The following is a 26,551-nucleotide window of genomic DNA, read 5'->3' as shown; positions in this document are numbered from 1 at the left end:
TGCGCCGTGGGCGCCCTGGAAGCCGGGGCGAGCCCCGTGGACTTCTCGCTCCTCGGTGCGCTCGAGGTGGTCGTCGACGGGCGCGCGCTGGAGCTCGGTCCGCCGAAGCAGCGGACCCTGCTCGCGGTGCTGCTCCTGCATGCCAATCAGCGCGTGAGCACCGAGCGGCTGGTCGAGCTCGTCTGGGGTGATGCGCCGCCCCGCACGGCGGCACACTCGGTCCAGGTCTACGTGTCCGACCTGCGCCGACTCTTCGAGGCCGCCGGAGCCGTCGACGTCATCGAGACCCGAGGACCGGGCTACGTCCTGCACGCTGCCGACGAGGCGGTCGACACGCAGCGCTTCGAGGGGCTCGTCATCACCGGGAGCAGGCTGGTGCGCGCCGGTGACGCCGAAGGCGGTGCTCACGCTCTGGAGGTGGCGCTGCGGCTGTGGCGGGGTCCGGCGCTCGCAGAGTTCGCCTACGCCGAGTTCGCCCAATCCCACGTCCGTCGCCTCGAGGAGCTCCGCCTCCGCGCGATCGAGGAGCTATCGGCCGCCCGGCTGCAGCTGGGCGACGCCGCCGATGCCTTGGGCGACCTGTCGGCCCTGCTCGAGCAGCACCCCTTCCGCGAGCGCGCTCGGGAGCTGCAGCTGCTGGTCCTGTACCGCAGCGGGCGACAGGCCGACGCGCTGCGCACCTACGAGGCGTACCGGCGAGGGCTGGCCGACGAGCTCGGCGTCGACCCGTCCCTCGTCCTCCAGCAGCTCCAAGGCCGGATCCTCCTGCAGGACGCCACCCTGATGCCGCATCGTGCGAGAGCGAACGGTGACGCTGAGGCCCGCAACCCCTTCAAAGGGCTGCGGCCCTTCACCGAGGTCGACGCGGAGGACTTCATCGGTCGCAGCGAGCTCGTGGGCGCGCTCTGCGACGTCCTCGCCGGTGGCGCCCGACTGGTCGCGCTGGTCGGCCCGTCGGGGAGCGGGAAGTCGAGCCTCGTCGCCGCAGGACTGCTGCCGGCCCTGCGGGCCGGTGCGGTCGACGGCTCGGACCGGTGGCGCATCGGGGCGATGGTGCCGGGTGCCGACCCGAGCACGGAGTGGCAGCTGGCACTCGCGACCGCGTCCTGCCGACCGTCCCCCTCCTCTCCTGTCGAGGCTGCGGCACCGCCCGCCGCCGCGCCGGCGACGACGACGGGCACGACCCTGGTGGTGATCGATCAGTTCGAGGAGCTGTTCACCCTCGCGGACGACGAGGAGGCCGCCCGGTTCCTCGCTGCGCTCACCGACACCCTGTGGGAGGGCGACGGCGGCGTGCGGGTGGTCGTCACCTTGCGGGGCGACTTCTACGACCGACCGTTGCTCCACCCCGCGTTCGCCGAGCTGTTCACGGCGAACGTCGTCAACGTTCTCCCGCTGGACCTCGAGGCCCTCGAGCACGCCGTGACCGAGCCGGCCCGCCAGGTCGGTGTGGAGGTCGAGCCCGCACTGCTCGCCGAGCTCTTGACCGACACCATCGGGCAGCCCGGAGCGCTGCCGCTGTTCCAGTACGCGCTCACCGAGCTGTTCGAGCATCGCGACGGTGGAGCGATCACCCTGCGGTGCTACCGGGAGCTCGGTGGCATCCACGGTGCGCTGTCCCGCCGCGCCGAGGGCACCTACGCCGAACTCGGCCCCCGCCAGCGAGACCTCGCCGAGCAGGTCTTCCTGCGCCTCGTCACGCCCGGCGAGGGGGCCGCGGACGTGCGGCGCCGCGTGACCGCCACCGAACTGCGCGGACTCGAGCTGGATCCGGTCGAGCTGGCGGACGTCCTCGAGCGGTTCGGTCGGCACCGGCTGCTCACCTTCGACCGCGATCCGATCACCGGTGACGCGACCGTCGAGGTCGCGCACGAGGCGCTGCTGGACGCCTGGGCCCGGCTCCGAACGTGGATCGAAGAGCATCGGTCCGACCTGCACCAACTCGAGCGCCTCGCGGCTGCCGTCGCCGAGTGGGAGGCCTCGGGGCGAGACGACGACTACCTGCTGACGGGCAGCCGCCTGGAGCTGTACCTCGACTGGCAGCAACGCACGGCCCTGCGGCTGACCGGCGACGCGCAGGCCTACCTGGCGGCCAGCCGGTCCCGGCGTGACGAGGAGGTGGCGCAGGACGCGGCCAGGCGTGCACACGAGACCGGTCTCCGCCGCCGTGCCCGGACCCGACTGTGGGGCTTGTTCGCCTCCGTGACGCTGCTCGCGGCGGTCACCACGGCCCTCGTGCTCGCCATGCAAGTTGCCGCGCCGCCGGACGTCGCCGTGATCACCGGGGGGTCGACGACCCCGATCGGGGGTCTCGTCGTCGCGAGCGCCGAGCAGGCCGGCGAGGAGCTGGGGTTCAGGGTCGAGATCACGGAGCCCATCAACGACCTCACGGTGGCGAACGCTCTCGACCGTGGCGCCCCACTGGTCATGCTGATGGCCGCTGACATCGATGATCGCTCGTCCGAGCACCCCGACCGCCACTTCGTCATCCTCGGTTACCGGGGTCCGTACGAGTCGAGCAACGTGACGTACGTTGACTTCGCCGAGCACGAGGGCTCGTACCTCGTCGGCGCGGCGGCCGCGCTCACGAGCGAGACCGGGCGGATCGGCTTCATCGGCGGCGTCGACCACCCGCTCATCTGGACCTTCCAAGCGGGGTTCGAGGCGGGCGCGCGGCAGGTGGTCCCCGACATCGAGGTCGACAGCGTCTACCTGACCCGATGGCCGGACGACAGCGGTTGGGCCAGCCCGACGCTCGGCGCGCAGGCGGCCGAGGAGCTCTACCGGTCCGGCGCCGACGTGATCTACCACGCAGCCGGTTCCTCGGGCTTCGGGCTGTTCGAGACCGTGGTCGCCGAGAGCCGGCGACAGGGTCGCCACCTGTGGGCGATCGGCGTCGACGTCGACGAGTACCTCCATGACGAGTCGACGCCTGCGTGGCGCTACGGCCCCGAGGATTGGCGCCCCCACATCCTGACATCGATGCTCAAGCGGTTCGACACGGCAGCGCATGCCACGCTCGTGGATCACCAGCGCGGTGCCCTGGAGCCCGGTGAGCGCATGTTCGACCTCGCCAACGGCGGCGTCGACTACGCCACGAGCGGTGGCTTCATCGACGAGCACGTCCCGGTGCTCGAGGAGCTTCGCCGCGACATCATCGCCGGTCGGATCGTCGTCCCGACGGTGCCCGACTGACGCACCGAGGCTCGCGACCAGCGCCGACGTGAGCCGGCCTGGAACCCACCTTGGCTTCGATCCGGACCGATCAGCACCGCAACTCGCTTCGTCGCGCGTACGCTCGCTGGACGGCTCGCCTCCGCGAGCAGGACTCAGTTGGGGCGCTGCTCCACGCCTGGGAGGTCTCGGTGACGGCTCGAGAACGCAGCTACTCCTGGGAGGATCCGACCGAGCTCGCGCGCGGAGGGACCCAGGTGTCGGGGCTGGAGTACCTGAGAGCGATGCAGGCGGGTGACCTGCCGCATCCTCCGATCTGCGCCACCGTCGGTTTCCGCTTCGTGGGGTTCGAGGAGGGGCGTGCGGTCATGGAACTCGAGCCAAGCGAGCATCAGTACAACACGATCGGCACCGTCCACGGGGGCGTGATCGTGACGCTGCTGGACTCGGTCGCTGGTAGCGCTGTCCACACGACCTTGCCCGCGGGCGTGGGTTACACGACGGTGGGTATCACCACGTCCTTCGTGCGGGCCGTCCGCGGCGACACCGGCCTACTGCGTGCAGAAGGTCGGCTCATCCGAGCGGGGCGTCGCGTCGCCCTCGCGGAGGCCGATCTGACCGATGCCGACGGCAACCTCTACGCGCACGCCACGTCGAACTGCCTGATCGTCGCTCCCTGAGCGGACCGAGTCCGGCGGCAACCGATGACGGGTGGGTCCGGTTCTTCGCCGTACTCACCGCCGGCGGCGGACCGTCCGGAAGCGGGTGACCACCGCGTGGACCACGGTGGCCAGGCCCACCACGACCGCCCCCGCGGTGGAGCCACGTACGAGCAGGACCAGGACGAGCAGGCCGCCGATCCACGGCACCAGCGGCGCGAGGCCGCCGACCCGGCGCCCGGCCACGGCCGGCTCGTGGCGCATGGCCACGTTCGTGGCGACCGCGAGCACGACCGCCCCGGCCACCAGCGCCACGAGCGCGAGGTCGGTGCGGACCAGGTCCACGTCAGCGCCCGGCCGGGATGGCGGCGACGAAGGCGGCGTGCAGCCGATCGTCGCCCGTCAGCTCAGGGTGGAACGAGGCGGCCCAGACGTGGCCCTGGCGCACCAGGACGGGCCCGAGCTCGACGGCTGCCAGGACCTCGACGTCGGCGGCGCGCACGTCGGTGACCACGGGCGCGCGGATGAACGAGACGTCGACCGGCTCGTCCCCGAGCTCGGGTACCGGCAGCTGCACGTCGAACGACTCGCGCTGCCGCCCGAAGGCGTTGCGGCGCACCTGGACGTCGAGGACGCCGAGCAGCGGCTGCGGCCGGTCCTGGTCGAGGTCCCCGGCGAGCAGGATCATCCCGGCGCAGGTGCCGAGCGTCGGCATCCCGCCCCGGATGCGATCACGGACGGGCTGGAGGAGGTCGAAGACCTCCAGCAGACGACCGATCGTGGTCGACTCACCGCCCGGGATCACGAGCGCATCGACCTCGTCGAGCTGCGGTCGGGTGCGTACCTCCCGCGCGTCGGCCCCGACCCGGCGCAGGGCACGCAGGTGCTCGAGGACGTCACCCTGCAACGCCAGGACGCCCACGACGGGCGCCCCGGGCGGCGGCGCCTGCGACACCCGACCGACCAGCCGCTCCCCCGGCGTCCAGGTCGGCGCGGTCACCAGCCGCGGTCGGCGTACCGCTGCTCGGCCGGGAGCGTGTGGATCTCGATGCCGACCATCGGCTCACCGAGGCCGCGCGACACCTTGGCGATGACCGAGGGGTCCTCGAAGTGCGTGGTCGCCTCGACGATGGCCCGGGCCCGACGAGCCGGGTCACCGGACTTGAAGATGCCAGATCCGACGAAGACGCCGTCCGCACCGAGCTGCATCATGAACGCCGCGTCCGCGGGGGTCGCGATGCCGCCTGCGGTGAACAGCACCACGGGAAGACGACCGGTCTCGGCCACCTCCTGGACCAGCTCCACCGGGGCGCGCAGCTCCTTCGCGGCGCTGTAGAGCTCGGTCGGGTCGAGCGTGGCGAGGCGACGGATCTCGCCCGCGATCGTGCGCATGTGCCGCGTCGCCTCGACCACGTTGCCGGTCCCGGCCTCACCCTTGGAGCGGATCATCGCCGCGCCCTCGGCGATCCGGCGCAGCGCCTCGCCGAGGTTGGTCGCCCCGCAGACGAACGGCACCTCGAAGCGCCACTTGTCGATGTGGTGGACCTCGTCGGCGGGGGTGAGGACCTCGGACTCGTCCACGTAGTCCACGCCGAGCGACTGCAGGACCTGGGCCTCGACGGTGTGGCCGATGCGGGCCTTGGCCATGACCGGGATGCTGACCGCAGCGGTGATGCCGTCGATCATGTCCGGGTCGCTCATCCGGGCCACCCCGCCGTCACGACGGATGTCGGCGGGGACGCGCTCGAGGGCCATGACCGCGACGGCGCCGGCCTCCTCGGCGATGACCGCCTGCTCGGGGGTGACGACGTCCATGATGACGCCGCCCTTGAGCATGTCGGCGAGACCACGCTTGACGCGCTCGCTACCGGTCTTCCGGGTCTGGTCGGTCACAGCAGAGCTCCTGCGGGGGGTGCCGGGGCGCCACGTCGGGCATCACGGATCGGTCCCCGCAGCGTACCGCTGGAACGGGCCCTCCCGGTCGGTGGACCCGCCGCGAGTGGACCTACAGGCCGGCGACGCTCGCGGCGCTCGGCAGGTGCAGCCAGGTCGGGCCCGGCTTGAGCGCGAAGGGCGCGCCGTCCGCGTCGAGCAGTTCGAGGGGCGCGTCGGCGGTGGGCTTGCGCCAGGTCCCCTCGAACCGCTGCCCGTCGCGCCAGTAGAGCGCCACGTCACCGCCGAGCACGTCGGTCTCGGTGTACGGCGAACCGTTGGTGTCGCAGCAGCCGTCCTGGTAGTGGCGGGTGGCGAGCACCACGACGTTCGCGGCGCCGATGCGCCCCTCCCCCGTGACGGTCGAGGCCTCACCGTTCTGGTCGCGGCGGTACACCCCGGCGTCCTCGTCGTAGGTCCACCCGGCCCGAGCCGAGTTCGACATCCGCACCGTGACACCCGCACCGGGGTCCTCGCAGTCCGCTGCGTCCGCGGCACAGGTCACCGCGCCGTCAGGCGCGTCCTCCGCGAAGGTCCAGTCGGGTGCGGTGATGGGGGTCGCACCCCGGTCGATCCCGGCGGCCAGGACGTCGGCCGGACGGACGAAGAGGTTGTGCGGGCGACGGCGGTCCGAGACGCGCATGAAACCCGGCGCACCCTCCTCGAGCGAGATCATCGGCGCTGCGGCGAGCATCGACTGGACCTGGGCTCGGGCACCCGAGTGCGCGAACACCGGCTTCCCGAAACCACTGGCCACCGCGACGTCGACCGGGCGTGCCGAGCGGACCGGACCGGCCTCGTCGGGGAGGTGGCTGTGGAACAGGGTGATGAAGCGGGTGACCCCGCCCTCGGTCAGCTCCTCGATCACGACGTCGGCGCGGTCCAGCCCCGCCTGCGGGCGGGCGGCCGCGCTGTTCTCGATCTTCGCGATCAGGAGGGGGCGCTCGGCGAGCTCGACGCCGACCTCGTCCTCCACGAGCACGCCCGTCAGCGGTGCCCGGGCGGTCAGGACGGGTTCCGGCTCTGGCGTCTCGGTGGGGGCCGGTGTCACGGCCTCGGCGGGCGCCGGGACGGGATCGGGCGACCCGGAACAGGCGGTCAGCACCAGGCCGCCGACGAGCGACGCGAGCACGGCGCGGTGCGCCGAGGAGGGGAGCTTCACGGGGACCTCGCGGGAGATGGTGGAGCCGTGCGGCACGCTACCGGTGGTGGCCGTCGGAGCAGGGCAGGTGACCCCGCGGCGGTTCACCCCGCCCGGGCCTCCCGGTAGACATCGGCAACGCGCGCCGCGACCCGAGACCAGTCGTACTCGGCGACCGTCCTGCGCCCGTCGTCGGCCATCGCGGTCCGCAGCGCCGGGTTGTCCAGCAGCGCACCGATCGCGGTCGCCAGGGCCGCCGGATCGTTCGGGGCGACCAGTCGCCCCTGGCGACCATCGGACGCGACCGTGCGGTAGCCAGGGATGTCCGAGGCGACCAGCGGCTTGCCGGCAGCCATGGCCTCGAGGAGCACGATGCCGAACGACTCGCCCCCGAGGGACGGTTGGATCGCCAGGTCGCAGGAGGCGTAGTACCGGGGGAGATCGTCGTGATCCACACGCCCGAGGAAGCGCACGTCCGAGCGCAACCCGGCCGGGAGCAGCCCCTCGCAGCGTTCGCGCTCGGGGCCGTCCCCGACGACGATCAGTCGGAGCTCCGGTCGGTCGGTCTTCAGCCGGGTGAAGGCCCGCACGAGCGGCTCGAGGCCCTTGCGCCGCTCCAGGCGGCCGACGAACAGCAACGCGGGACGCGCGGGGTCGACGAGGTCGGCGAAGGGTTCGGCGTCGGCGAAGCGGGCCACGTCGACGCCGTTGGGCACGAGCCGGAACCGCGACGTCGGCAGGCCGAGCGCTCCGGCGTGGTAGCCCGCAGCGGCCTCGCTGACCGCCAGGCGCACCGCGAGCCCCTCGGCGATGCGTCGGGCCACCGGGCGGGCCGTGCGGTACAGCCGCGACGAGTCCGACCAGGCGTGGAAGGTCCCGATTACCGGCGCCGACGAGGTGGTCGCTGCGGCCAGACCGACCCACGGCACCAGGGGCTCGTGGACGTGGATCACGTCGGGCTCGACGGCCGCGATGGCCCGGCGCGTCGACCGGGCAGCCAAGGGCCACAACGCGATCGGTGCCACCGAGCCGTTGAAGGGGACCGCGAACGGCCGCCCGACACCGACGGTGAGCTCCCCGGTCCGCCCCGCTCGCGCGTCGCCGGGACCGATCACCACCACCTCGTGCTGGTCGCGGCGCAGCGCGGCCGCCAGGGCCGTGACGTGCGCCTGGACGCCCCCCGGGACGGTGAGGGCGTAGGGCGAGACCAGCGCGACCCTCACGAAGGCGGCGCCGCGGCGGTCCCGCGGCGGCGATCCCAGTCCGCACGCGCGGCGGCACGCCAGTCGTCGCCTGCCCGCCACGCAGCGACGACGGGATGGTCCGGCTCGCGATCGACCAGCCAGTTGCGCACGAAGACGTGCCACTGATCGGGGTAGCGGGCGATCAGCGCCTCCAGCTCGGTGGCGACGACCTGGGTGCCGTCGTAGAGGTCGAGGTCGCTGATGTCGATCGGCGGGCGGACCACCCCGCGGTAGCCGTCACCCTCGGTCATGAACGCCCCGACGCACACGGGTCGCCCGGTGCGTCGGGCCAGCGCGGCCGTTCCGGGGGGCAGCCGGCACGGTTCGCCGAAGAACGAGACGATCGGGCCCTTCCTGGTCAGGTCGCGGTCCGCGAGCAGCGTGGCCAGGGCGCCGTCCTCGGTGATGCGTCGTTCGAGCTGGTCGAGCATGTCACCGCCCCGGACCAGCGGGATGACGTCGATCCCGGCGGTGCGGCGCAGATCGACGAACCGGTCGAACAGCCGCCGCGGCTCGACCACCTCGGCCACTACGACCATGCCCCACCGGCGTTGGCTGGTGAACAGCGCACCGACGTCCCACGATCCGAGGTGACCCGTGGCGAAGATGCCGCCCTCACCCGAGTCGCGGAACGCGTCGACGTGGTGGAGGCCCTCGCCCGTCGACGCAGCCACGACCTCGGCGGCGTCCATCGTGTGCAACCGGAAGCTGTCGAGCCAGTACCGCGCGTAGCTGACGTAGGCGGCACGCACGAGCCGGTCCAGCTCCTGCTCGCTCAGGTCGCCGCCGGTGACACGGTCGAGGTTCCGGCGCACCTGATCGCGCTGCTCCGCGGACGCGAACCGGTACCACTGAGGGCCGATCCGGGGTGGTAGACGCCGGGCGACCGCGTCCGGCAACCGGGCAGCTGCCTCCCACACGGACCGGTACTGCCAGTAGACCGCCCGCTGCCCGAGCGATTCGGGCGGGGGCGGCGGCAGGTCGTCGAGCGAGGCCGATCGCCTCACCGGCGCCGTCCCGGACGACCGCGAGGCGACTCGGACGGACGCAGGGAGGACAGCGGTGGTACGACGTCACCGTGCTCGGCGACGTGGTCGTCGACGGCCCCGTCGAAGTTGCGCTCACCGTAGAACCGGCGGGCGGCGCCCTTGAAGGCGCGGCTCCAGGCCCGATCCTGGAGGGTCAGCGCGATGATCTCCTCCGGCAGGTCACGGTCGATCTGGCACCACACGTGGTGGATGCGCTGGATCACGGTCACGACCGAGCCGACCGCCAGGACCCACAGGATGGGCTCGAGCAGGTAGGCGTGGAAGAGCAGGGCCACGATCAGGAGGGCGGCCCGCTCGGCGCGCTCGAGGATGCCGACGCTGCAGACCAGGTCGATCGACTCGGCCTTGGCGCGCACGTAGGAGGTGACCTCGGCCCCGACGAGCGCGGTGACCGCGAGGAGGAAGACCCGTGGCTGATCGGCGACCCAGAAGGCGACCCCGGCGAGGATGACCCCGTCCGAGATCCGGTCGCTGACCGAGTCGTAGAACCCACCGAACGGGGTCGAGCGCCCGGTCGCGCGAGCCACCGCACCGTCGAAGGTGTCCATCAGCCCACCGGCGATCAGCAGGCCACCGGCGAGCACGGGCATGGCGTTGGCGACGGCCCAGGCGGCGATCCCGGTCAGCACGAGCCCGAAGGTGGTCAGCCAGTTGGGCGTCAGACCCGTCCACGCGATGGCACGGCCGATCGGTGAGGTCACCGTCTCGACGTACTCGGGGAAGCGCGATCGGACTGTCACGGGATCCGGACCTGGACGAGGTGGAGGAGGGTGTCTCAAGGTAGCCGGAGCGGCTGGCCGACCGGGTCAGGCGAAGGCGGGGGCGAGGTGCTCGTAGATCTCGTCGAGCGCCTGGGGCAGGACCCGCGCCGCACCGACGACCGAGATGAAGTTGGTGTCGCCGCCCCACCGGGGGACGGCGTGCAGGTGGAGGTGGTCGGCGATGCCGGCCCCGCCGGCCGTGCCGAGGTTCATCCCGAGGTTGACCCCCTGGGCCCGCAGCTCACGTCGCAGGATCGCCACCGTGCGTCGTGCGAGCTCCCACACCTCCGCCGAGGCATCGGCTGCCAGGGCCTCGAGGTCCGCCTCGTGGGTGTACGGCACGATCATCACGTGGCCGGGGTTGTACGGGTAGGCGTTGAAGATGACGAACGCGTGCTCGCCGCGGTGCAGGATCAGGGACTCGCGGTCCCGGGCCGGGTCCCGGGCCGGCAGCACGCAGAACGGACACCCGTCGAGGGGTTCGCCGCCGGCGACGTACCCGAACCGCCACGGGGCCCACAGACGCTGGAGCTGGTCGGTCGCCACGCCAGGCTGGTCGTCGCGCGCGCAGCGCTCCGGATCGCGACCGACGTGGTCGCTCACGACTGGACGCCGATGACCAGGCCCCGACCGGTGGGGCCGTCTCCCTGCGGTGCCGGATCGTCCCACGACGGGTCGAGCCCGGCGGCCCGCACGGACGCGAGCAGCCGGTCGCGTGGCACGAGCAGCATGCGGTGATCCTCGCGCTCCACGGTCAGGCGGCCAGCTGCAGCGGACACGACGGCGACCTCCAGCACCGACAGGTCGCCTTCACGTCGCGAGGTGATGACCCGCACGGCCCGCAGGTCGGCCTCCTCGACGTCCACGACCTGGGTGCGGCCGTCCTCCCAGTCCGCCGGGTCGACCCAGGGTTCGAGGACCAGCACGCCGCCCGGGGCGACGTGGCGTGCCAGGGCAGCCACCGTGGCGTCGAGCTCGTCGAGGTCGGCCGCGTACCCGATCGAGCTGAACAGCGAGCTGACCACCTCGAAGCGGCGACCGAGGTCGAGGGTGCGCTGGTCGGCGACCCGCAGCTCGACCCGTCCCCCGAGGCGCGCCCGAGCCACGTCCAACATCGCCTCGGACAGGTCGACCCCGACGACCTCGTCGACGGCGTCGGCGACGGCGGCCAGGTGCTGGCCCGTGCCGCAGGCGACGTCCAGCCAGGACGTCGGCGCGTGCCCGAGCTGCGCGGTCACGCGGGACAGCAGGTCACGGGCCTCGGTGACGTGGTCCTTGCCGAGCGACTCGTAGAGCGCGTCGTACCAGGCCGCGTGGGCGTCGCCGTAGGTGCTCACGGGGCTACCTCCGCCCGGCGCTCGCGGATCTCGGCCACGACCTCGTCGACGAAGGCGTCCAGCGCCGCGTCGTGTCGGTCACCGCGGTAGGGGTTGACGGCGACGGTGCGGGCCTCCGCCTCGTCCGCGCCGACCACCAGGGTGTAGGGGATCTTCGAGGTCTTGCTGGCCCGGATCTTGCTGCCGAGCGTGCCGTCGCCGTGGTCCACCTCGACGCGGACCTCGTGGGTGCGCAGCGCAGCAGCGACCTCGTCGGCGTAGGTGTCGAACTCCGACGCCACCGGCACCACGTTGACCTGCACCGGGGCGAGCCAGGTCGGGAACGCCCCGTTGAACGACTCGACCATCACCGAGAAGAAGCGCTCGATGGAACCGAACAGGGCCCGGTGCACCATGTAGGGCCGGTGCTTGGCCCCGTCCGCACCGACGTAGGTCATGTCGAACCGCTCGGGCAGGTTGAAGTCGACCTGCACGGTGGTCAGCTGCCACTCGCGGCCGATCGCGTCGCGCGCGTGGATGTCGATCTTGGGGCCGTAGAAGGCCCCCTCGCCCTCGTCGATCTCGTAGGTCATCCCCGTGCGGCGTACCGCCTCGATCAGCGCCTGCTCGGCGGCCTCCCACTTGTCGTCGTGGCCGGCGATCGACTTGTCCGGGCGGGTCGAGATCGCCACCCGCGACGGCTCACCGAGGCCGAAGGTGCGGTACAGGTCCCGGGCGAACTCGACGCAGTCGGCCACCTCGTCGACGACCTGGTCCGGGCGGCAGAAGATGTGGCTGTCGTCCTGGGTGAAGCCCCGGGCCCGCAGCATCCCGTTGACGACCCCGGAGCGCTCGTAGCGGTAGACGGTGCCGAGCTCGGCGATGCGCAGCGGGAGCTCGCGGTAGGACCGGGTGCGCGACCCGAACGCCAGGATGTGGAACGGGCAGTTCATGGGCTTGAGCCGGTAGGCAGCCGCGCCGTCATCGAGGTCCATGCCGGGGTACATCAGCTCGCCGTAGTTCTCAAGGTGCCCCGAGATGCGCCAGAGGTCCTCCTTGGCGATGTGCGGGGTGTAGACCGGCTGGTAGCCGCGACGCAGGGTCTCGGACCGGATCCAGTCCTCCATCTGCTGGCGGACGATCGCCCCGTGGGGCAGGAAGATCGACAGGCCCGGGCCGAGCTCCTCGGGCTGGTGGATCAGCTCGAGCTCGCGACCGAGCTTGCGGTGGTCGCGCTTCTTGGCCTCCTCGAGCATCGTCAGGTGTTGCTTGAGGGCCTTGCGCGACTCCCAGGCGGTGCCGTAGATGCGCTGGAGCATCGGCTGGTCCTCACGCCCGCGCCAGTAGGCCCCCGCGGAGCGCAGCAGCGCGAAGGCGGGGATGCGGTCGGTCGAGGGCACGTGCGGTCCGCGACACAGGTCGGACCAGGCCACCGAGTCGTCGGTCCGCACGTTGCGGTAGACGGTGAAGGTGGGGTCGTCGCCATCCTGTTCTGGCATCGCGTCGACCGTCGAGACGATGGTGCCGTCGCGCACCAGGTCGATGATCTCGATCTTGTAGGGCTGGTCGGCGAACTCCTCGCGCGCGTCGTCGCGCGGGACCTCCTCACGCACGAACCGCTGCTTCTCGGTGAGCAGCTCGGCCATCCGGGCCTCGATCCGCTCGAGGTCGTCGGGCGTGAACGGCCGCTCGACGTCGAAGTCGTAGTAGAAGCCGTCCTCGATGGGCGGTCCGATGGCCCACTTCGCACCGGGGAACAGGTCGACGACGGCCTGGGCCAGCACGTGCGCGGTGGAGTGCCGCAGGATCGAACGGCCCTCCTCGGAGGTGGCGAGGATCCCCTCGAGGAGGACCTCACCTTCATCGGCCGGCAACGGCCGGTCGAGGTCCCACGCGCGCCGCTGCCCGCCGGTCGTCACCGCCGCCGCCACGATCTGGCCGCGGACGGCCTCGAGGGCCTTGAGGGCCTCGATGGCGGTGACACCCGTCGCGAGGTCGGCGGTGGTCTCGCCAGCGCGCACGGGGATGGTGGCGCCGGGGGGCAGGTCGGACACGGGAGGCTCTCGGTCGGGTGGCCGTCGGGGAACCCTGCGGAGCGTAGCCAGGGGGCTGCCTGTAACCGCCGTGGCCGGCGTGGGTAGGGTTCGATCCGCTGCGTGCACCCGACCGAAGACGCCGTGGCCGCCCAGACGGCGTTGCGATCACGGGTCGGGCAGGGCGCGCTCGCTGCGCGGGCACGACCGATCCAGGTAGCACCGGTCGTAGACCCACGCGAGCCTCCGCAGTTCGCGGGACGCCACCTCGCTGCCGTACACCTCGTGCACCGCAGCGAGGTAGATCCGGCGGAACGGTTCACCGTGCCCGGCGCCCGGCGTGAACGCGTGTGCGACCTCGTGGAGCAGGGTCCGTGACGGCATGGCGACACCCTCCGTGCGCACCCACACGGTGTCACCGACGCTGAGGCCACCGACGAGCGGATCCACGTCGACCCCGGGGATCCGGTCGGTCAGGACGACCGTGAGTTCGTCGTACGGCCGTACCACGTCCGCCGCGGCCGCCGCAGCCTCAACGACCGCGACCAACTCGGCGATCGTGCGACCGGAATCGGCCAACCTCACCTCCAGGGCGAGCCCGCCGGCATCCGCGCGTGCGCTCCCGAACGACACGACGATCACCAGCAGCGCGAGGGAGCCGCTCAGCAGGCCGACCGGATCCGACAGGCCCCGCCGGCTCGCTCGCACTCGCGCGACCCGACGTGAAGGCGGTCGGGTGCTCACGTGGCGCACGGCGGTGAGCGCGGGTGGGGCGGTCGGGGAGCTCATGACCGACAGGCTGGCCGGCACGGGTCAACGCGCCACGAAAGCCGGTTAACTGCCGGTTAACGGGTTCCCGGTACTCCCCCGGTGGGAGGGTGCTGCGTGGTCACCGCGACGTCGGCCGAGAGGGGGTCGCCGTCCCGCGCGCACGCGGTCCTGAAGATCGGACTGCTCGGGCCGCTCCAGCTGGTCCGAGACGGACGACACCTGGCGGTTATGGGCCCGAAGCAACGCGCGCTGCTGACGCTGCTCGCGCTGCATGCCGGTACCCCCGTGGACCGGGAGGGCATCGTCGAGGCGCTCTGGCCGACCGACCGCAACGGGCGGGAGGCAGCGACCCTCCGCGTCCACATCTCCCACCTCCGGAAGGTCGTCGAGCTACATCGCGGTGCCGCACCAGAGGTGATCGTCACCGTCGGGTCGGGGTACATGGTCTCATCCGAACACGCCGACGTGGACATCGTCCTCTTCCACCGCCTCGCGAGCGCAGCTCGGCAGGTCCTCACGAGCGATCCCGAGGTCGCGCTCGAGCACCTGAACGACGCCCTGGTGCTGTGGCGTGGCCGGCCGTTGCAGGACGTGACCTACGAGGAGTTCGCCCAGGACGAACTGCGCCGGCTCGACCTGGCACGCCTCGGGGTCGTGACCGACCGTGCGGAGGTGCTGAGCACGCTCGGGCGGGACGCCGCAGCCCTCGACGATCTCGAGGCGCTGGTACGCGGCGACCCGACGCAGGAGCGCCCGGTCGCCTTGCTCATGCGCGGGCTGTACCGCACCGGTCGACAGACCGAAGCGCTCCACGTCGCACGACGCCACGCGCGCCATCTGCGCGAACGCGGCCTGGAGCCCTCTCCTCGGGTGCAGGACCTCGAGCGACGCATCCTCCGCCACGATCCGGCGCTGCTGCCGGTCGACGGTGACGCGTCGAGTGACATCGGCCCCGGCCACCACGTGCGCGGCTACGAGTTGCGCGAGGTAGTCGGGGCCGGCCCCGTGGGGACCGTCCACCGGGCCTACCAGGCCTCCGTCGGCCGGCCGGTGGCGGTCAAATCGATCCACGCCGAGCTCGCGCAGCGACCGGACTTCGTGCGCCGCTTCGCGGACGAGGCGCAGACCCTCGCCGCACTCGAGCACCCGCACCTCGTCCCCCTGTACGACTTCTGGCGGGAGCCCGCAGGCGCATTCCTCGTGTTTCGATGGGTGGACGGCGGCAACCTTGTTCCGCGGCTCAGCCGACCTTGGGAGCCCGAGGACCTCCGCCGGGTGTTCGCACCGTTGGCAGGGGCCCTGGCCTACGCCCACGCCGGTGGGATGAACCACGGCAACCTCGGACCCACCAACGTCCTGTTCGACGCGACGGGGAACGCCTACCTGACCGACCTCAGCCACCCGGGCTGCGTGGCTCCCTCAAGCCACCTCGACGGCGAGGGCCCGGCGGAGGCCGCCGACGTCCTCGCGCTCGGCACCCTCCTCCGCCGAGCCGCGACGGGTGACGGTCTCGTTCCGCACCCGCCGCTGCCAGCCGGCCTCGCCGAGGTCATCGAGATCGCAACCGCACCGGAGCCGGCCGACCGCTACCCCGATGGGCGCGCACTCGAGACAGGCCTGCTCGAAGCGGTCGGCGCCAGGCGTGGGCCCGTTCCGCGGCGTGTCCGCCGGAACCCGTACAAGGGCTTGGCGTCCTTCGAGACCAGCGATCGTGCGGACTTCTGCGGGCGTGACGACGTCACCGAGTCGCTGCTCGGCCTGGTCGCCAGCAAGGGCCTGACGGCGGTGCTCGGCGCCTCGGGGAGCGGCAAGTCCTCGCTCGTGCTCGCCGGGCTCGTTCCACAGCTCCGAGCCGGGGCGCTGCCCGGTGCTGAGGGGTGGAACATCGTCACGATGGTGCCCGGGACCGACCCCTTCGAGGAGCTCGACGCCTGCGTGAGGGACGTCAGCGTGGCCCCCGTCGGCCGAGGCACTGGCAGGCCCGCTCTCCGGGAACGCCTCACCGGGCCGACGGGCCGCGCCCTCCTCGTCATCGACCAGTTCGAGGAGCTGTACTCGTCCCAGGTGGACGATGACACCCGCGAGTGGTTCCTCCGCGAGCTCGTGATCCTCGCGACCGATCCGTCGCACGGCGTGCGCATCGTCGTCACCGTGCGGGCGGATCTGTCCGACGGACCCCTGTTGCACCCCGAGATCGGTGACCTCCTGGCGGCTGGTTCCCTGCTGCTCGGCCCGATGCGACCCGAGCAGCTGGAGGAGGCCATCCGGCGTCCCGCCGCCAGGGCCGGCGTCGAGGTCGAACCCGCCTTGGTCACGGCGCTGGTGGGCGATGTGTCCTCGGCTCCAGCATCCCTGCCACTACTGCAGTACGCACTGACCGAGCTGTTCGAGCGGCGGAGCGAGGACAGGCTGACCGTCGCGGCCTACCGCGCACTCGGCGGGGTCCAGGGGGTGCTGGAGCGCCGGGCAGATGCGACCTACGCCTCCCTGAGCAGGGGTGCCAAGGAGTCCTGTCGCCAGCTCTTCCTGCGCATGGTCCACCTCGGCGATCACGGGGAGGAGACCCGTCGGCGCCTCCCCATCACCGAGCTGCAGGGGCTCGGGCGCCGCGCCGACGTCGACGAGGCGTTGGCAGCCTTCGCCGGCGCTCGACTGCTCACCTACGACCGTGATCCGGTCACCCGCACGCCCACGGTCGAAGTCGCGCACGAGACCGTGATCCGCCGCTGGGCCCGGTACCGCGTCTGGATCGACGAAGCCCAGTCCACCCTCTCCGCTCAGCGCCGCCTGTCGGCAGCTGCGAGGACCTGGGTCGAGACCGACGAGGCCCCCTCCTACCTGTTGACCGGAGGGCCGCTGGTGACCGCGCTCGACGTCGCCGCGGACCCCCGCACGAGCCTCAACGCGTTGGAAGCCCGGTTCCTCAGCGAGAGCGCCTGTGCAGACGAGGCCTCCAAGGCCCGTGAGTCGGAGCTACGCCGACGACAGGCCGCACTCTCCAGGCTCGCCGAGCGGCGGCTCCGGGCCGTCATCACTGCGGCCGCGGTCGTCGCTGTGATCGCCCTGGTCGCCGGCGTCGCGGTGGTGGAGCGCGACCGCGCGAACGAGCTCGCCGCGACCCAGGAGCGACACAGCCTGGCCCGCGAGCTGGCGGCTGCCTCGGGCGTCAACCTCACCTCGTCTGATCCGGAGCTCAGCATCCTGCTCGCCCTCGAGGCGGCCGACCTCAGCCTGGGTGCCGACGAGGAGATCCTCCCCGAGGTCGTCGACGCGTTGCACCGTGCGGTGATCCAACCGCGGGCCTTCGAGGTCAGCGACGAGGCCCGGGGCGAACACGGGGGCCAGTCGCTCTCCTACGCGGCCAACGGGACCTGGCTGGCGGTGCTGAGCGGCGAGGGAGGTGTCCTGGTGCTCGACCCGCTCGAAGGGCGCGAACTCGGACGCATCCCACCCGCGCGCGAGCCCGCGGTCGGTCTCGACACCCATCCGAGGGATGGTCGCTCGATCCTCGTGCGCTACCGCGACCGGGTCCGGGCGTGGGACTGGCGAACCGGGCAGGCCGGCCCGCCCCTCGCCGTCGCACCGGAGGGAGCGGCGATCACGACCGCCGTGTACTCGCCGGATGGCGACTCCATCGTCGTGGGGCGTGACGACGGTGCCATCGAGGTCTGGCGGAGCGACGGGTCCAAGGAGGTCGAACTCCACGGTCACGACGGACCGGTGGTCAGCGTCGACGTCGCTCCATCGGGCGACCGCTTGGTTTCGGGTGGAACGGACCGCAGGGTCCTGGTCTGGGACATCCGATCCCGGTCGGTCGCCGCTGAGGCCAACACCGATCGCATCGTGCTGTCGATCAGCCAGGTGGCCTGGCATCCGGTGGAGGACGTCGTCGCGGTGGTGACCCACCAGGGCGACAACCTGCTGCTCGACGCCGGGACGGGCGAGCGCCTCAACTCGTTCGGCAACAGCCAACATCGGAGCCACGCGGTCGCGTTCGACTCATCGGGAGCGATCCTCATCACCGCCGACGCCGACGGCTTCGTACGCGTGTACGGGACGTGGGTCGGAGGCGAAGCGCTCGTGGTCACACCGACCGGCGGCGCCCCGCTCCGGGACGCGGCCATCGATCCGATCGGGGGTGGTGCGGCGGCCGTCAGCGTCGACGGACACGTCCGCCTCAGTCCTGCGCCGCACGGCTCCGAGCTGCCTGACCGAACGTCTCACAACCTCTACCCCACGATGGTGGCATCGGCGGACGGGAGCCGCTACGTGACGACCGCGCACGGTCTCAAGCACGGGATCGTCGGTGCGGTGCCCACCGGCGAGGTGGTCGACGCGGCCACAGGTCGGAGCCTGTTGCAGCGACCCACGGTGAGCGACTGGGGAACACGCACGCCAGCGATCACCGCCGACGGCTCGTCGGTGGCGTTCGCCGGCCCGACCGGGGACGTCCAGATCGTGGAGGTCGACACGGACACGACCCGGACCATCCCGGAGTCCGCGGTCCACGCAGCGAGCCTCGCCTTCAGCCATGACCGCACGCTCCTGGCCGGGGGTGGCATCGAGGGCACCATCGAGATCTGGGACGTGGCCACGTTGTCGTCCGTCGCCTCGCTGAAAGGGCACGGTGATCGCCGCCCCAGGCTCGGGAGCGCACTGCTCGACGCCGACGGCAGCGACCCTGGATCGGGTCCCGACGCGGCGACCGGTCTCGGATCGCCCGCCTACGCCCTCGACGGGGCCACGAACCGGCGGGTCAACCAGGTCGCGTTCCACCCGGACGGCGCACGGCTCTTCTCTGCGGGCTTCGATGGCACCGTCCGGAGCTGGACGCTCACCGAGGGGCGTGGCCGGGTCCTGCGGTCCCTCGACCACGCGGTCTTCTCCGTGGCTCTGACACCGGACGGCACGGCGTTGGCCGCGGCCGATCGTGCCGGGACGATCCTGCTCCTCGACGTCGACACCGGTGACCTGCTCTCGACGCCCGAGCCGGCCCCGGGCCCGACGAACCTGACGATCTCGCCTGATGGCGCCACCATGGCTGCGGCCGTCTTCCACCCGGTGGCCTACGTGTGGGATCTCGGAACTGGCCGCGTCCAGCGTCGCATCCACGGTTCCATCTTCCGGCTGACGAGCGTGGCCTTCGTCAACGGTGGCGCGGAGCTGCGGACCGCCTCCGGTGAGGCCATCGATCGTGGCTACGTGCTCGATCCGACCAGGCTCGCCGAGATCGCTCGCGAGCAGGTCAGCCGGCGACTCCACGACGCGGAGTGCCGAACCTACTTGCGCGGCCCCTGCCGCGACTGACGCGGCCACGTTCGCGGCGAGTAGGGTGCAGCCCCTCGCGCGCCCGACCGACGGTCGATGCCGAGGCGCAGCCGGGAGGAGCTCGGACGTGGCCCGTACCCCCTTCAACCGTCGGCCTGACCCCGGCTCGGGCGTGGCTCGGCTGCTCGCCCGAGGCCTGGCGGGAGCCCGGGTCGCCGTCGGCGTGGCACTCGTGGCCGCCCCCGACGTCGCCACCCGCCGGTGGCTCGGCAGCTTGACCGAGGACGACCCGGGACGCCAGGTCGCCGTCCGCGGGATCGGTGCTCGTGACGTGGCGCTCGGGATCGGGGCGCTGGTCGCGCTGCGCGACGACGCCGCTCCCCGACAGGCGGCCCGCTGGCTGGAGGCCGGTGTGGTCGCCGACCTCGCCGACGCCGGTGCGATCGCGGTCGCCGACGACGTGGATGCGTCGAAGACGCCCACGCTGATCGTCGCCCTCGGTGCGGCAGCGCTCGGTCTCGTCCTGCGCACCCGGCTCCGCTGATCCACGGAGGCACCGTGAGCAAGCTCCGCATCGCCCTCGGCGCGCTGCTGCTCGGCGTCCTCGTCGGGACGCGGGCTCGCCGCCACGGGACCACGGCGGCCGCAGCACCGGAGCCCGCGGGGCTCCCCCACGAGGTCCGCGCGGAGCTCGCCGCTGTCGAGGGCCGGCTCACCGGGACCCTGCAGCGGCTCGACCGTGACCGGCAGCGCACCGGCGCCATCACGTTCGCGATCGTCGTGCTGATCGTGGTGCCGGCCGCGCTGCTGGTTGCCCACCCCGACGTGCCCGATGTCGTCATCGCGGCGGTCCTCGCGGCCGACCTCCTCGCCGCCGCGGTCGCGCTCGTGGTGGCGATGCGCGTGGACGGGCGGCCGGGGGCCCGCACCTAGCGGCCCCGGGTGGTCAGCTCGAAGCGGGCGAAGGTGGCCACGAGCAGCCCGAGCACGACACCCGGCCCGAGCACCCAGAGGGGCCGCTGTGCCCACCAGGCGGCGGTCGGCTGGGCGATCAGCTCGAAACCCAGGGCCTCGTACAGGCCGATGAAGGCCACCTTCGCGGTCATATGCCACACGAAGACGGTCAGGATCACCGCGTTGACGGCGATGACGACCTTCCACACCCGGCGCCGGGCCAGCCACGAGGAGGCGACGGGTCGCAGCAGCATCGCGAGCCCGGCCTGCAGCAGGGCGACGACCGCGATCACCGCGGTGGTGGGCCACATGTGGCTGAACGCGAGCTCCCGGGTGGCGACCATCGAGCGCGGGTACACCGGCAGGCTGGTCAGGACGATCATGCCCGCGACGGCGGCGAGCACCAGCGACAGCTGACCGCGCCAGCCGATCCGCTCGAGGGTGCCGTCGCGGTAGAAGTAGCCCAGCTGGTGGACGAAGACCCACACGAGCGCGCTGTTGACGAGGCCCAGCTGCTCGAGGCCGAGGTGGAACCGGCCGACGTCGACGAGGGCGACCAGCGCGCCCATGACCGTCACGGTCAGCACGCCTCCTGCCGCGTGCAACCGTGCGGTGAGCGGCACGAGCAGCACGACCCACAGGTAGGCGGCGAGGAACCAGAACGGGATGAAGACGATCGTCCCCCACTCGAGGACGTTGCGGTGATCGGTCCGGACGAGCCACAGCAGGACCTCGAGCACGAACCAGGCCACGAGGAAGACCACCGGGGGCAGCAGCAGCCGATGGGCCCGTGCGCCGTAGAACTCGCGGGCGGCTCCGCCGTCGTCCTGGACCGACCGCCAGCCGGCGTAGTTGGCGAACCCGCCGACGAGGAAGAACATCGGCATGATCTGCAGGGCCCAGGTCAGCAGCCAGCCGCCGGGGATCACGTCGATGGGGTTGGGCATCGACAGCGCGCCGTCCTCCCACCGGGTGATGGACAGCGCCCAGTGCCACACGATCACGACGGCGATGCTGACCACCCGCAGGAGGTCGACGAACCGATCGCGATCGGGCGGTGTCGCCTCGACGAACCGGTCGAGCTGGTCGCTCAGCGTGCTCGATCCCTTCGCCACCGAGGGCCTTCCGACGGGTGCTCCTTCCGTGAGACCCGCACCGGGAGGGTCGACGGGCTCCGGTGAGGTCTACCCGCGGTCGGATCCCGCGCCGGCGTAGATGTCGTCGATCAGATCGGCGTAGCGTTCCTCGACCACGCCCCGCTTGACCTTCAGCGTCGGCGTCAGTTCACCCTCCTCGACGGTGAGGTCCTCCGGCAGGATGCGGAACTCGCGGACCCGCTCGGCACGGGAGACGGCTTCGTTGGCCTCGTCCACCGCCCGCTGGAGCTCGGCGGCCAGCTCCTCGTCCTCGGCGAGGTCGGCGAGGTCGGAGGTGTCCTTGTGGTGCTCCTCGGCCCAGCGCGGGACCTCGTCGGGGTCGAGCGCGATGAGCGCGCCGATGAAGGGCTTCCCGTCGCCGACCACCATCGACTGGCTGACCAGGGGGTGCGCACGCAACCGATCCTCGATGACCGCCGGGGCGACGTTCTTGCCGCTGGCGGTGACGATCAGCTCCTTCGCGCGACCGGTGATGGTCAGGAAGCCGTCGTCGTCGAGCTCGCCGAGATCCTCGGTGCGGAACCAACCGTCCTCGTCGAGGACCTCCTCGGTCGCGTCGCGGTTCTGGTGGTAGCCCTGGAAGACGTTGTCGCCCCGGACCACGATCTCGCCGTCATCGGCGATACGCACGGTGACCCCGGGCAGCGGCTGGCCGACCGTGCCGATCCGGTGGGCGTCCGGGCGGTTGACCGCGACCGGTGCGGTGGTCTCGGTCAGGCCGTAGCCCTCGAGCACGGTCACGCCGATGCCGTCGAAGAAGTGGGCGATCCGCGTGCCGAGCGCGGCGCCGCCCGACACGGCGTACTCGACCTCCCCGCCCATCGCGTCGCGGAGCTTGCCGTAGACCAGCTTGTCGAAGACCGCGTGCTGGATCCGGGTCCACAGCCCGACCGATCCGGCCGCCCGCTGCTGCGAGAGATCCGCGGCGACCTCGGCGGCCCGGTCGAAGATGGCGCCCTTGCCCTCGTCGTGGGCCTTCTGCTGGGCCCCGTTGAGGACCTTCTCGAAGACCCGGGGCACCGCCAGCAGGAACGAGGGCGAGAACAGGGCCAGCTCCTCCTTGAGGTGCTCGAGGCCCGTGGAGAACCCGAGGACCACCCCGGTGCGCAGGCACACCACCTGGATCACCCGCGAGAAGATGTGGGCGAGCGGCAGGAACAGCAGCGTGGTGCGGCCCGGCTGCAGGATCCGCTCGAGGCTCTGCCGCGTCTGCTCCACCGTCCACACGAAGTTGTGGTGGGTGAGGAGGCATCCCTTCGGGTTCCCCGTGGTGCCCGACGTGTACACGATGGTGGCGAGGTCCTCGCCGGTCACCGCCGCGGCGCGCTCCTGCAGCTGATCGTCGGAGACGTCACGACCGGCCCGCTTCAGCTCCTCGAGCCCGCCGTCGTCGAGGACGAAGGCGTGCGCGACGTCGTCCAAGCGGTCGGCGACCTGCTCGTACTCGCGGTGCTGTTCGGCGCTGCCGATGAAGATGGCGACCGCGCCCGAGTCGGACACGATCCACTCGACCTGCTCGGCCGACGAGGTGTCGTAGATCGGCACGGTCACCGCACCCGCCGCCCAGATCGAGTAGTCGAGGATGGTCCACTCGACCCGGGTTGCCGCGTAGACGGCGATGCGCTGGCCCGGCTCGATCCCGAGGCCGATCAGGCCGCGTCCGGCGGCGCTGACCTCGTCGCAGAACCGCTCGACGGACCACTCCTCGAAGCGGTCGCCGTCGCGCACGGCCACCGCCGCCCGGGCGGGCGAGCTGCGGCGCGTCTCCCACAGCGCCGTGGTCAGGTTCTCACCCGGCCCGACCGACGCTGGTCCGGGGCTGGTGTACTCGCGCACGGAACGCTCCTGGCTCGCGTTCCTCTCCATGGTCGGGTCCGGGGTGGCGGTCGCAAGGCCACCGATGCTGACGTTCGTCGGCGGCCGCGCTCGGGGCTGGAGCTGTAACGGCGCCGTAACGGCGCGGGAGGGAGGTTCTCGTCGTCTGGCTCCCCAGCGCCGCCGGTCACGCGAGCAGACCCACCCAGAGGGGCTACCGCCTCCAGCGGCGCCGCCAGACGTGACCAGATGGGAGGGTCCACATGTCCGGACAAACAGCCGTGATCCGACGCATCGCGATCGTCCTGGCAGGCATGGCGCTGCTGGGCGCGTTCGCGACGTCGGCGATGTCGCAGGAGGACTTCGAGGAGCATCCCCACATGCTGGTGATCGGCCTCGAGCTCGACGAGTTCGGCGAGCCGATCGGCCTTCGCCGCTGTGTCGACCTGGCCGCGAACCAGGCACTTCCGAACACTGCACACCACGAGAACGTGCACTTCGGCCAGGCTCGCCAGGTGCTGTTCGAGAAGGGTGGCCACCTGGTCGTGCCGGGCGCACCGTTCCCGGCACCGTTCGCTGAGCCGCTCCCGTGGTCGAACTGCGCGGAACTGATCGCGTTCTTCTTCGGCGACTGAGCAGCCGGGTGGGTGGCCGCGCCCAGAGGTCGCGGCCACCCACACGCCGGCCCTGGATCCTCGAGGGCGGTCTACCGCTGGTGTTCCTGGGAGGGGTCGAGATGGAGCGTTGGCCTCCGCATCTCACCGAGATCCTCCGTGGGGATCTCGTGGTCGCGTTCGGGTACCGCACACGAGCGGCAGGTGTGGTGGCCACACCGATGGTGACCTTGGGGCTGTACGACGAAGCTGCGGCGACGATCACGATGTCCACCTCGTTCGGCATGGGCAAGAAGCTGACACGCATCGAGCAGGACGATCGCGTGGCGTTGCTCTTCCATGCCCGCGACCACGGCACGGCCTCTGCACGCAACGTGGTCCTGGTCCAGGGACACGCCAGGTTCCCCGACCGCCCCGACGGGACCTGGGTCACGCCTGAGGTGGAAACGGCCTGGCGACGCATGCTCGTTCCGCGCCGGCGGGGACGGTTGTGGGACTGGATCGGCCACGAGTACTACGACCTGCGTGTGCCCATCTCCGTCACGATGCGGCGCGTGGTCGTCTGGCCGGACGCCACCGTCGCCGAGGTTCCAGCGGTTCTCGGTGCGCCGCTGCCGGCCGACCCCCCGGCCTCGCAAGATCCGCCGCAGGGTGGGACCCGAGCCCGTGTGCCTGCGAAGCGGTACGGCAAGCGGTTCCAGCGCGGTATGCATCGACTCGTCGGGTGGGCAGGTTCCGACGGGTTCCCGATGATCGTGCCAGCCGCGATGACCGTGGCGGGTGCGAACATCCGGATCGAGTCGCCGGCCTTACCCGACGGGGTCCGTCGGGCGGGTGTGCTCGCACACTGGTTCGAGCCACGGTGCAACGGACAGGGCAACGCGGTGCTGACGGGCTGGCTGGAAGCCGAGGGCGGCGCGGGTTGGTTCCGCCCGCACACCGTCGCCGGCTACACCATGCCGCGGCTCGATGATGTCGGGTTCAGCCTCGCCGCAGGGCTGGGCGCGAAAGCCGGCTATCGCAGGATGGTCAAGGCCGGACACGTTCGTGACGGGGTCTGGCAACCTCAGCGGGGCCGGTGAGTGGGGAGGAGCGCGGCGGCCGCCGTCTACCGCATCCAGACACCGGCGCGAGTGGGTTGCAGCGTGGTGGTCACGACGTCGAGCAGGTCGTCGGTCAGACCGTCGAGGTCCAACTCGTCGCGCAGCCGTGCCGCGAACCGCTCCAGCTCCCGTTCGGCGTCGTAGCGGGACCGGTTGAACCGCTGCTCCACCGCCCGCTGGACCCGACGTCGTAACGGTACGAACAGCGCCGCCACCGCCAACGTCGAGGCCGCGACCCCGAGGTCGCCCTGACGCGGGAACAGGCTGCCGAGCACCAGCACCCCCGCCACGTACACGGCCGCCAGCACCGCCACGATCACGGCGTAGGTCACGGTTCGGCTCACGAGCCGGTCGATGTCGTACAGCCGGTAGCGCAGCACCGCGACCAGGATCGCTGCGGGCAGGGCCCAGAACGCGAGCAGCGCGACCGCGCCGGCGAGCGTCTCCACGACGCTGGGTTCTGCGGCCTCGGGGGCCACAGCGACGGTGGTCAGCATCACCACCAGCACGGTCGCGCCGCCCATGAACCACTTGAGCTGTGCGCGCTCGACCGTGCCGGCGCGCCGCCACCTCGCCACCAGTGACCCGACTCCCAGCAGCGCGAACACCGGGATGATCACGAACCCGTGGTCCCAGACCGTGTCGAACCAGTCGGGCCCGATCCCGAGCGGGTTGGGGCGCTCCGTCAGCTGCAACGGTCCCGGCTTGAGCGCCGCGGCGAGCGCGAACCCTCCCATGAGCACGAGGAACAGCCAGAACACCGCCCGGTGCCAGCCCGGCAGCGCCCGGCCGGTCGGGAAGACGTACAACAGCGCCACGATCCCGACGAACTGCAGCACCGCCGCGCCGGCCTCGATCGCTTCGAGCTGGCGCGACCCGATCCCGGCGGGATGGGTCAGCGCGTACCAGGACAGGACGAAGATCACGGCCGCGGCGACGCCGACCAGGCCGAGTGCGCGCCCCACGCCGTTGCCGGGCCGTCGCGCGAGGATCGCCGCCGCGGCGACCGGGAAGGCCAGCAGGCCGCCCACCCACGGCCAGTTGGCCTCCTGTCCCGGCAGCGGCCAGACCAGGTTCAGGCCGAGCACGCCGATGACGGCCGCCGCCCAGGCGACGTGGAGCGTGGCGCGCCAACCGGGGGCGAGCTGTCGGGTCGCGGTCACGATCGGTCGCTCACGGTGGGTCAGCTCGCGGCGGCGAGCGCGGTGGCCTCGTCGTCGAAGATGCGGATCGCCTCGTCGAGCCGCGTCAGCGACAGGATCTGGCGGTAGTGGTCGGTCAGGCCGAAGGCCATGAGTTCGTGTTTGTCCCGCTGGGCGCGCACGAGCAACGTGACCAGCAGGCCGATGCCGCCACTGTTCATGTACGACAGGTCACTGAAGTCGAGCACGATCGACCGTGCCCCGGTCACGGCGGCCTGCCCGTAGGCGTGCATCAGTGCGGCCTCCTCGGCGGGCGTCACGTCGCCGTCGAGGCTGACGACCGCCACGCTGTCAGCTGCGTGGCGGACGGTGAAGGAGGTCGTCGAAGGTTCCATGATGCTCCCGATGCTTCGCGGAT

The 26,551-nt window shown here is 71.9% G+C and carries 22 protein-coding genes; 7 read left to right on the top strand and 15 right to left on the bottom strand.

Annotated features, from left to right (window positions below; translation table 11 throughout):
• The first annotated feature begins 6 nt into the window (after positions 1 to 6).
• Positions 7 to 3,195: an nSTAND1 domain-containing NTPase gene (locus tag NITAL_RS16455; RefSeq protein WP_052667308.1), complete on the top strand. Its 3,189-nt coding sequence runs from the start codon at positions 7 to 9 to the stop codon at positions 3,193 to 3,195.
• Between the two features lie 170 nt (positions 3,196 to 3,365).
• Complete coding sequence (locus NITAL_RS16450) at positions 3,366 to 3,854, top strand: PaaI family thioesterase (protein WP_052669739.1); 489 nt, start codon at positions 3,366 to 3,368, stop codon at positions 3,852 to 3,854.
• Between the two features lie 54 nt (positions 3,855 to 3,908).
• Here the strand turns inward: NITAL_RS16450 and NITAL_RS16445 are convergent, their stop codons facing one another.
• The 11 genes from NITAL_RS16445 to NITAL_RS16395 all read right to left on the bottom strand — a co-directional run bounded on the left by NITAL_RS16445 (position 3,909) and on the right by NITAL_RS16395 (position 14,017).
• Positions 3,909 to 4,178 (bottom strand): hypothetical protein, encoded by a 270-nt coding sequence (locus NITAL_RS16445; protein ID WP_052667307.1) that lies wholly within the window; start codon positions 4,176 to 4,178, stop codon positions 3,909 to 3,911.
• A 1-nt stretch (position 4,179) separates the two neighbouring features.
• Positions 4,180 to 4,788 carry a pyridoxal 5'-phosphate synthase glutaminase subunit PdxT gene (gene pdxT / locus NITAL_RS16440; RefSeq protein WP_052669738.1) on the bottom strand — a complete coding sequence of 203 codons (609 nt, stop codon included), beginning with the start codon at positions 4,786 to 4,788 and terminating at the stop codon, positions 4,180 to 4,182.
• A 41-nt stretch (positions 4,789 to 4,829) separates the two neighbouring features.
• Positions 4,830 to 5,726: a pyridoxal 5'-phosphate synthase lyase subunit PdxS gene (pdxS, locus tag NITAL_RS16435; RefSeq protein ID WP_052667306.1), complete on the bottom strand. Its 897-nt coding sequence runs from the start codon at positions 5,724 to 5,726 to the stop codon at positions 4,830 to 4,832.
• 112 nt (positions 5,727 to 5,838) lie between these two features.
• Positions 5,839 to 6,927 (bottom strand): DUF3048 domain-containing protein, encoded by a 1,089-nt coding sequence (locus NITAL_RS16430; protein WP_169786873.1) that lies wholly within the window; start codon positions 6,925 to 6,927, stop codon positions 5,839 to 5,841.
• An 83-nt stretch (positions 6,928 to 7,010) separates the two neighbouring features.
• Entirely contained in the window at positions 7,011 to 8,129 is a 1,119-nt protein-coding gene (locus NITAL_RS16425) for a glycosyltransferase family 4 protein (protein ID WP_052669737.1), read from the bottom strand.
• Complete coding sequence (locus NITAL_RS16420) at positions 8,126 to 9,157, bottom strand: phosphatidylinositol mannoside acyltransferase (RefSeq protein ID WP_052667304.1); 1,032 nt, start codon at positions 9,155 to 9,157, stop codon at positions 8,126 to 8,128. Before NITAL_RS16420 ends, NITAL_RS16425 begins: the two co-directional genes overlap by 4 nt.
• On the bottom strand, positions 9,154 to 9,939 hold the full coding sequence (locus NITAL_RS16415) for a CDP-alcohol phosphatidyltransferase family protein (protein WP_052667303.1): 786 nt from the start codon (positions 9,937 to 9,939) through the stop codon (positions 9,154 to 9,156). Before NITAL_RS16415 ends, NITAL_RS16420 begins: the two co-directional genes overlap by 4 nt.
• A gap of 66 nt (positions 9,940 to 10,005) precedes the next feature.
• On the bottom strand, positions 10,006 to 10,563 hold the full coding sequence (locus NITAL_RS16410) for an HIT family protein (RefSeq protein WP_052667302.1): 558 nt from the start codon (positions 10,561 to 10,563) through the stop codon (positions 10,006 to 10,008).
• Entirely contained in the window at positions 10,560 to 11,297 is a 738-nt protein-coding gene (locus NITAL_RS16405; RefSeq protein ID WP_052667301.1) for a class I SAM-dependent methyltransferase, read from the bottom strand. The genes NITAL_RS16410 and NITAL_RS16405 overlap by 4 nt, the downstream gene beginning before the upstream one ends.
• Entirely contained in the window at positions 11,294 to 13,321 is a 2,028-nt protein-coding gene (thrS, locus tag NITAL_RS16400; protein WP_052669736.1) for a threonine--tRNA ligase, read from the bottom strand. The genes NITAL_RS16405 and thrS overlap by 4 nt, the downstream gene beginning before the upstream one ends.
• Positions 13,322 to 13,477: 156 nt before the next feature.
• Positions 13,478 to 14,017 carry a hypothetical protein gene (locus tag NITAL_RS16395; protein ID WP_052667300.1) on the bottom strand — a complete coding sequence of 180 codons (540 nt, stop codon included), beginning with the start codon at positions 14,015 to 14,017 and terminating at the stop codon, positions 13,478 to 13,480.
• A gap of 177 nt (positions 14,018 to 14,194) precedes the next feature.
• On the opposite strand from NITAL_RS16395, the gene NITAL_RS16390 reads away from it, so the two are divergent.
• The 3 genes from NITAL_RS16390 (at position 14,195) to NITAL_RS16380 (ending at position 20,281) form a co-directional block, all read left to right on the top strand.
• On the top strand, positions 14,195 to 19,387 hold the full coding sequence (locus NITAL_RS16390; protein ID WP_052667299.1) for an nSTAND1 domain-containing NTPase: 5,193 nt from the start codon (positions 14,195 to 14,197) through the stop codon (positions 19,385 to 19,387).
• An 88-nt stretch (positions 19,388 to 19,475) separates the two neighbouring features.
• Positions 19,476 to 19,892 carry a hypothetical protein gene (locus tag NITAL_RS16385; RefSeq protein WP_052667298.1) on the top strand — a complete coding sequence of 139 codons (417 nt, stop codon included), beginning with the start codon at positions 19,476 to 19,478 and terminating at the stop codon, positions 19,890 to 19,892.
• A 14-nt stretch (positions 19,893 to 19,906) separates the two neighbouring features.
• Positions 19,907 to 20,281, top strand: coding sequence for a hypothetical protein (locus tag NITAL_RS16380; RefSeq protein WP_052667297.1), 375 nt, complete (start codon positions 19,907 to 19,909; stop codon positions 20,279 to 20,281).
• Here the strand turns inward: NITAL_RS16380 and NITAL_RS16375 are convergent.
• Together NITAL_RS16375 and NITAL_RS16370 are read right to left on the bottom strand one after the other, a co-directional pair.
• A complete protein-coding gene (locus NITAL_RS16375) occupies positions 20,278 to 21,417 on the bottom strand; it encodes an acyltransferase family protein (RefSeq protein WP_052667296.1) in 1,140 nt (379 codons plus the stop codon). The two genes, NITAL_RS16380 and NITAL_RS16375, sit on opposite strands and share 4 nt — an antisense overlap.
• Positions 21,418 to 21,486: 69 nt before the next feature.
• Entirely contained in the window at positions 21,487 to 23,295 is a 1,809-nt protein-coding gene (locus NITAL_RS16370; protein WP_052667295.1) for an AMP-dependent synthetase/ligase, read from the bottom strand.
• Positions 23,296 to 23,537: 242 nt separating this feature from the next.
• Here NITAL_RS16370 and NITAL_RS16365 point away from each other — a divergent pair, with 242 nt between their 5' ends.
• Together NITAL_RS16365 and NITAL_RS16360 are read left to right on the top strand one after the other, a co-directional pair.
• Complete coding sequence (locus tag NITAL_RS16365) at positions 23,538 to 23,909, top strand: hypothetical protein (protein ID WP_157041897.1); 372 nt, start codon at positions 23,538 to 23,540, stop codon at positions 23,907 to 23,909.
• A 101-nt stretch (positions 23,910 to 24,010) separates the two neighbouring features.
• A complete protein-coding gene (locus NITAL_RS16360; RefSeq protein ID WP_157041896.1) occupies positions 24,011 to 24,970 on the top strand; it encodes a hypothetical protein in 960 nt (319 codons plus the stop codon).
• A gap of 26 nt (positions 24,971 to 24,996) precedes the next feature.
• On the opposite strand, the gene NITAL_RS16355 is transcribed toward NITAL_RS16360, so the two are convergent.
• Together NITAL_RS16355 and NITAL_RS16350 are read right to left on the bottom strand one after the other, a co-directional pair.
• Positions 24,997 to 26,154, bottom strand: coding sequence for a hypothetical protein (locus NITAL_RS16355; RefSeq protein ID WP_052667292.1), 1,158 nt, complete (start codon positions 26,152 to 26,154; stop codon positions 24,997 to 24,999).
• Positions 26,155 to 26,174: 20 nt separating this feature from the next.
• Entirely contained in the window at positions 26,175 to 26,528 is a 354-nt protein-coding gene (locus NITAL_RS16350) for an STAS domain-containing protein (RefSeq protein ID WP_052667291.1), read from the bottom strand.
• Between the last annotated feature and the right edge of the window lie 23 nt (positions 26,529 to 26,551).

The organism is Nitriliruptor alkaliphilus DSM 45188 (assembly GCF_000969705.1).
GTDB lineage: Bacteria > Actinomycetota > Nitriliruptoria > Nitriliruptorales > Nitriliruptoraceae > Nitriliruptor > Nitriliruptor alkaliphilus.
This window is presented reverse-complemented; position numbering and strand designations above follow the sequence as displayed.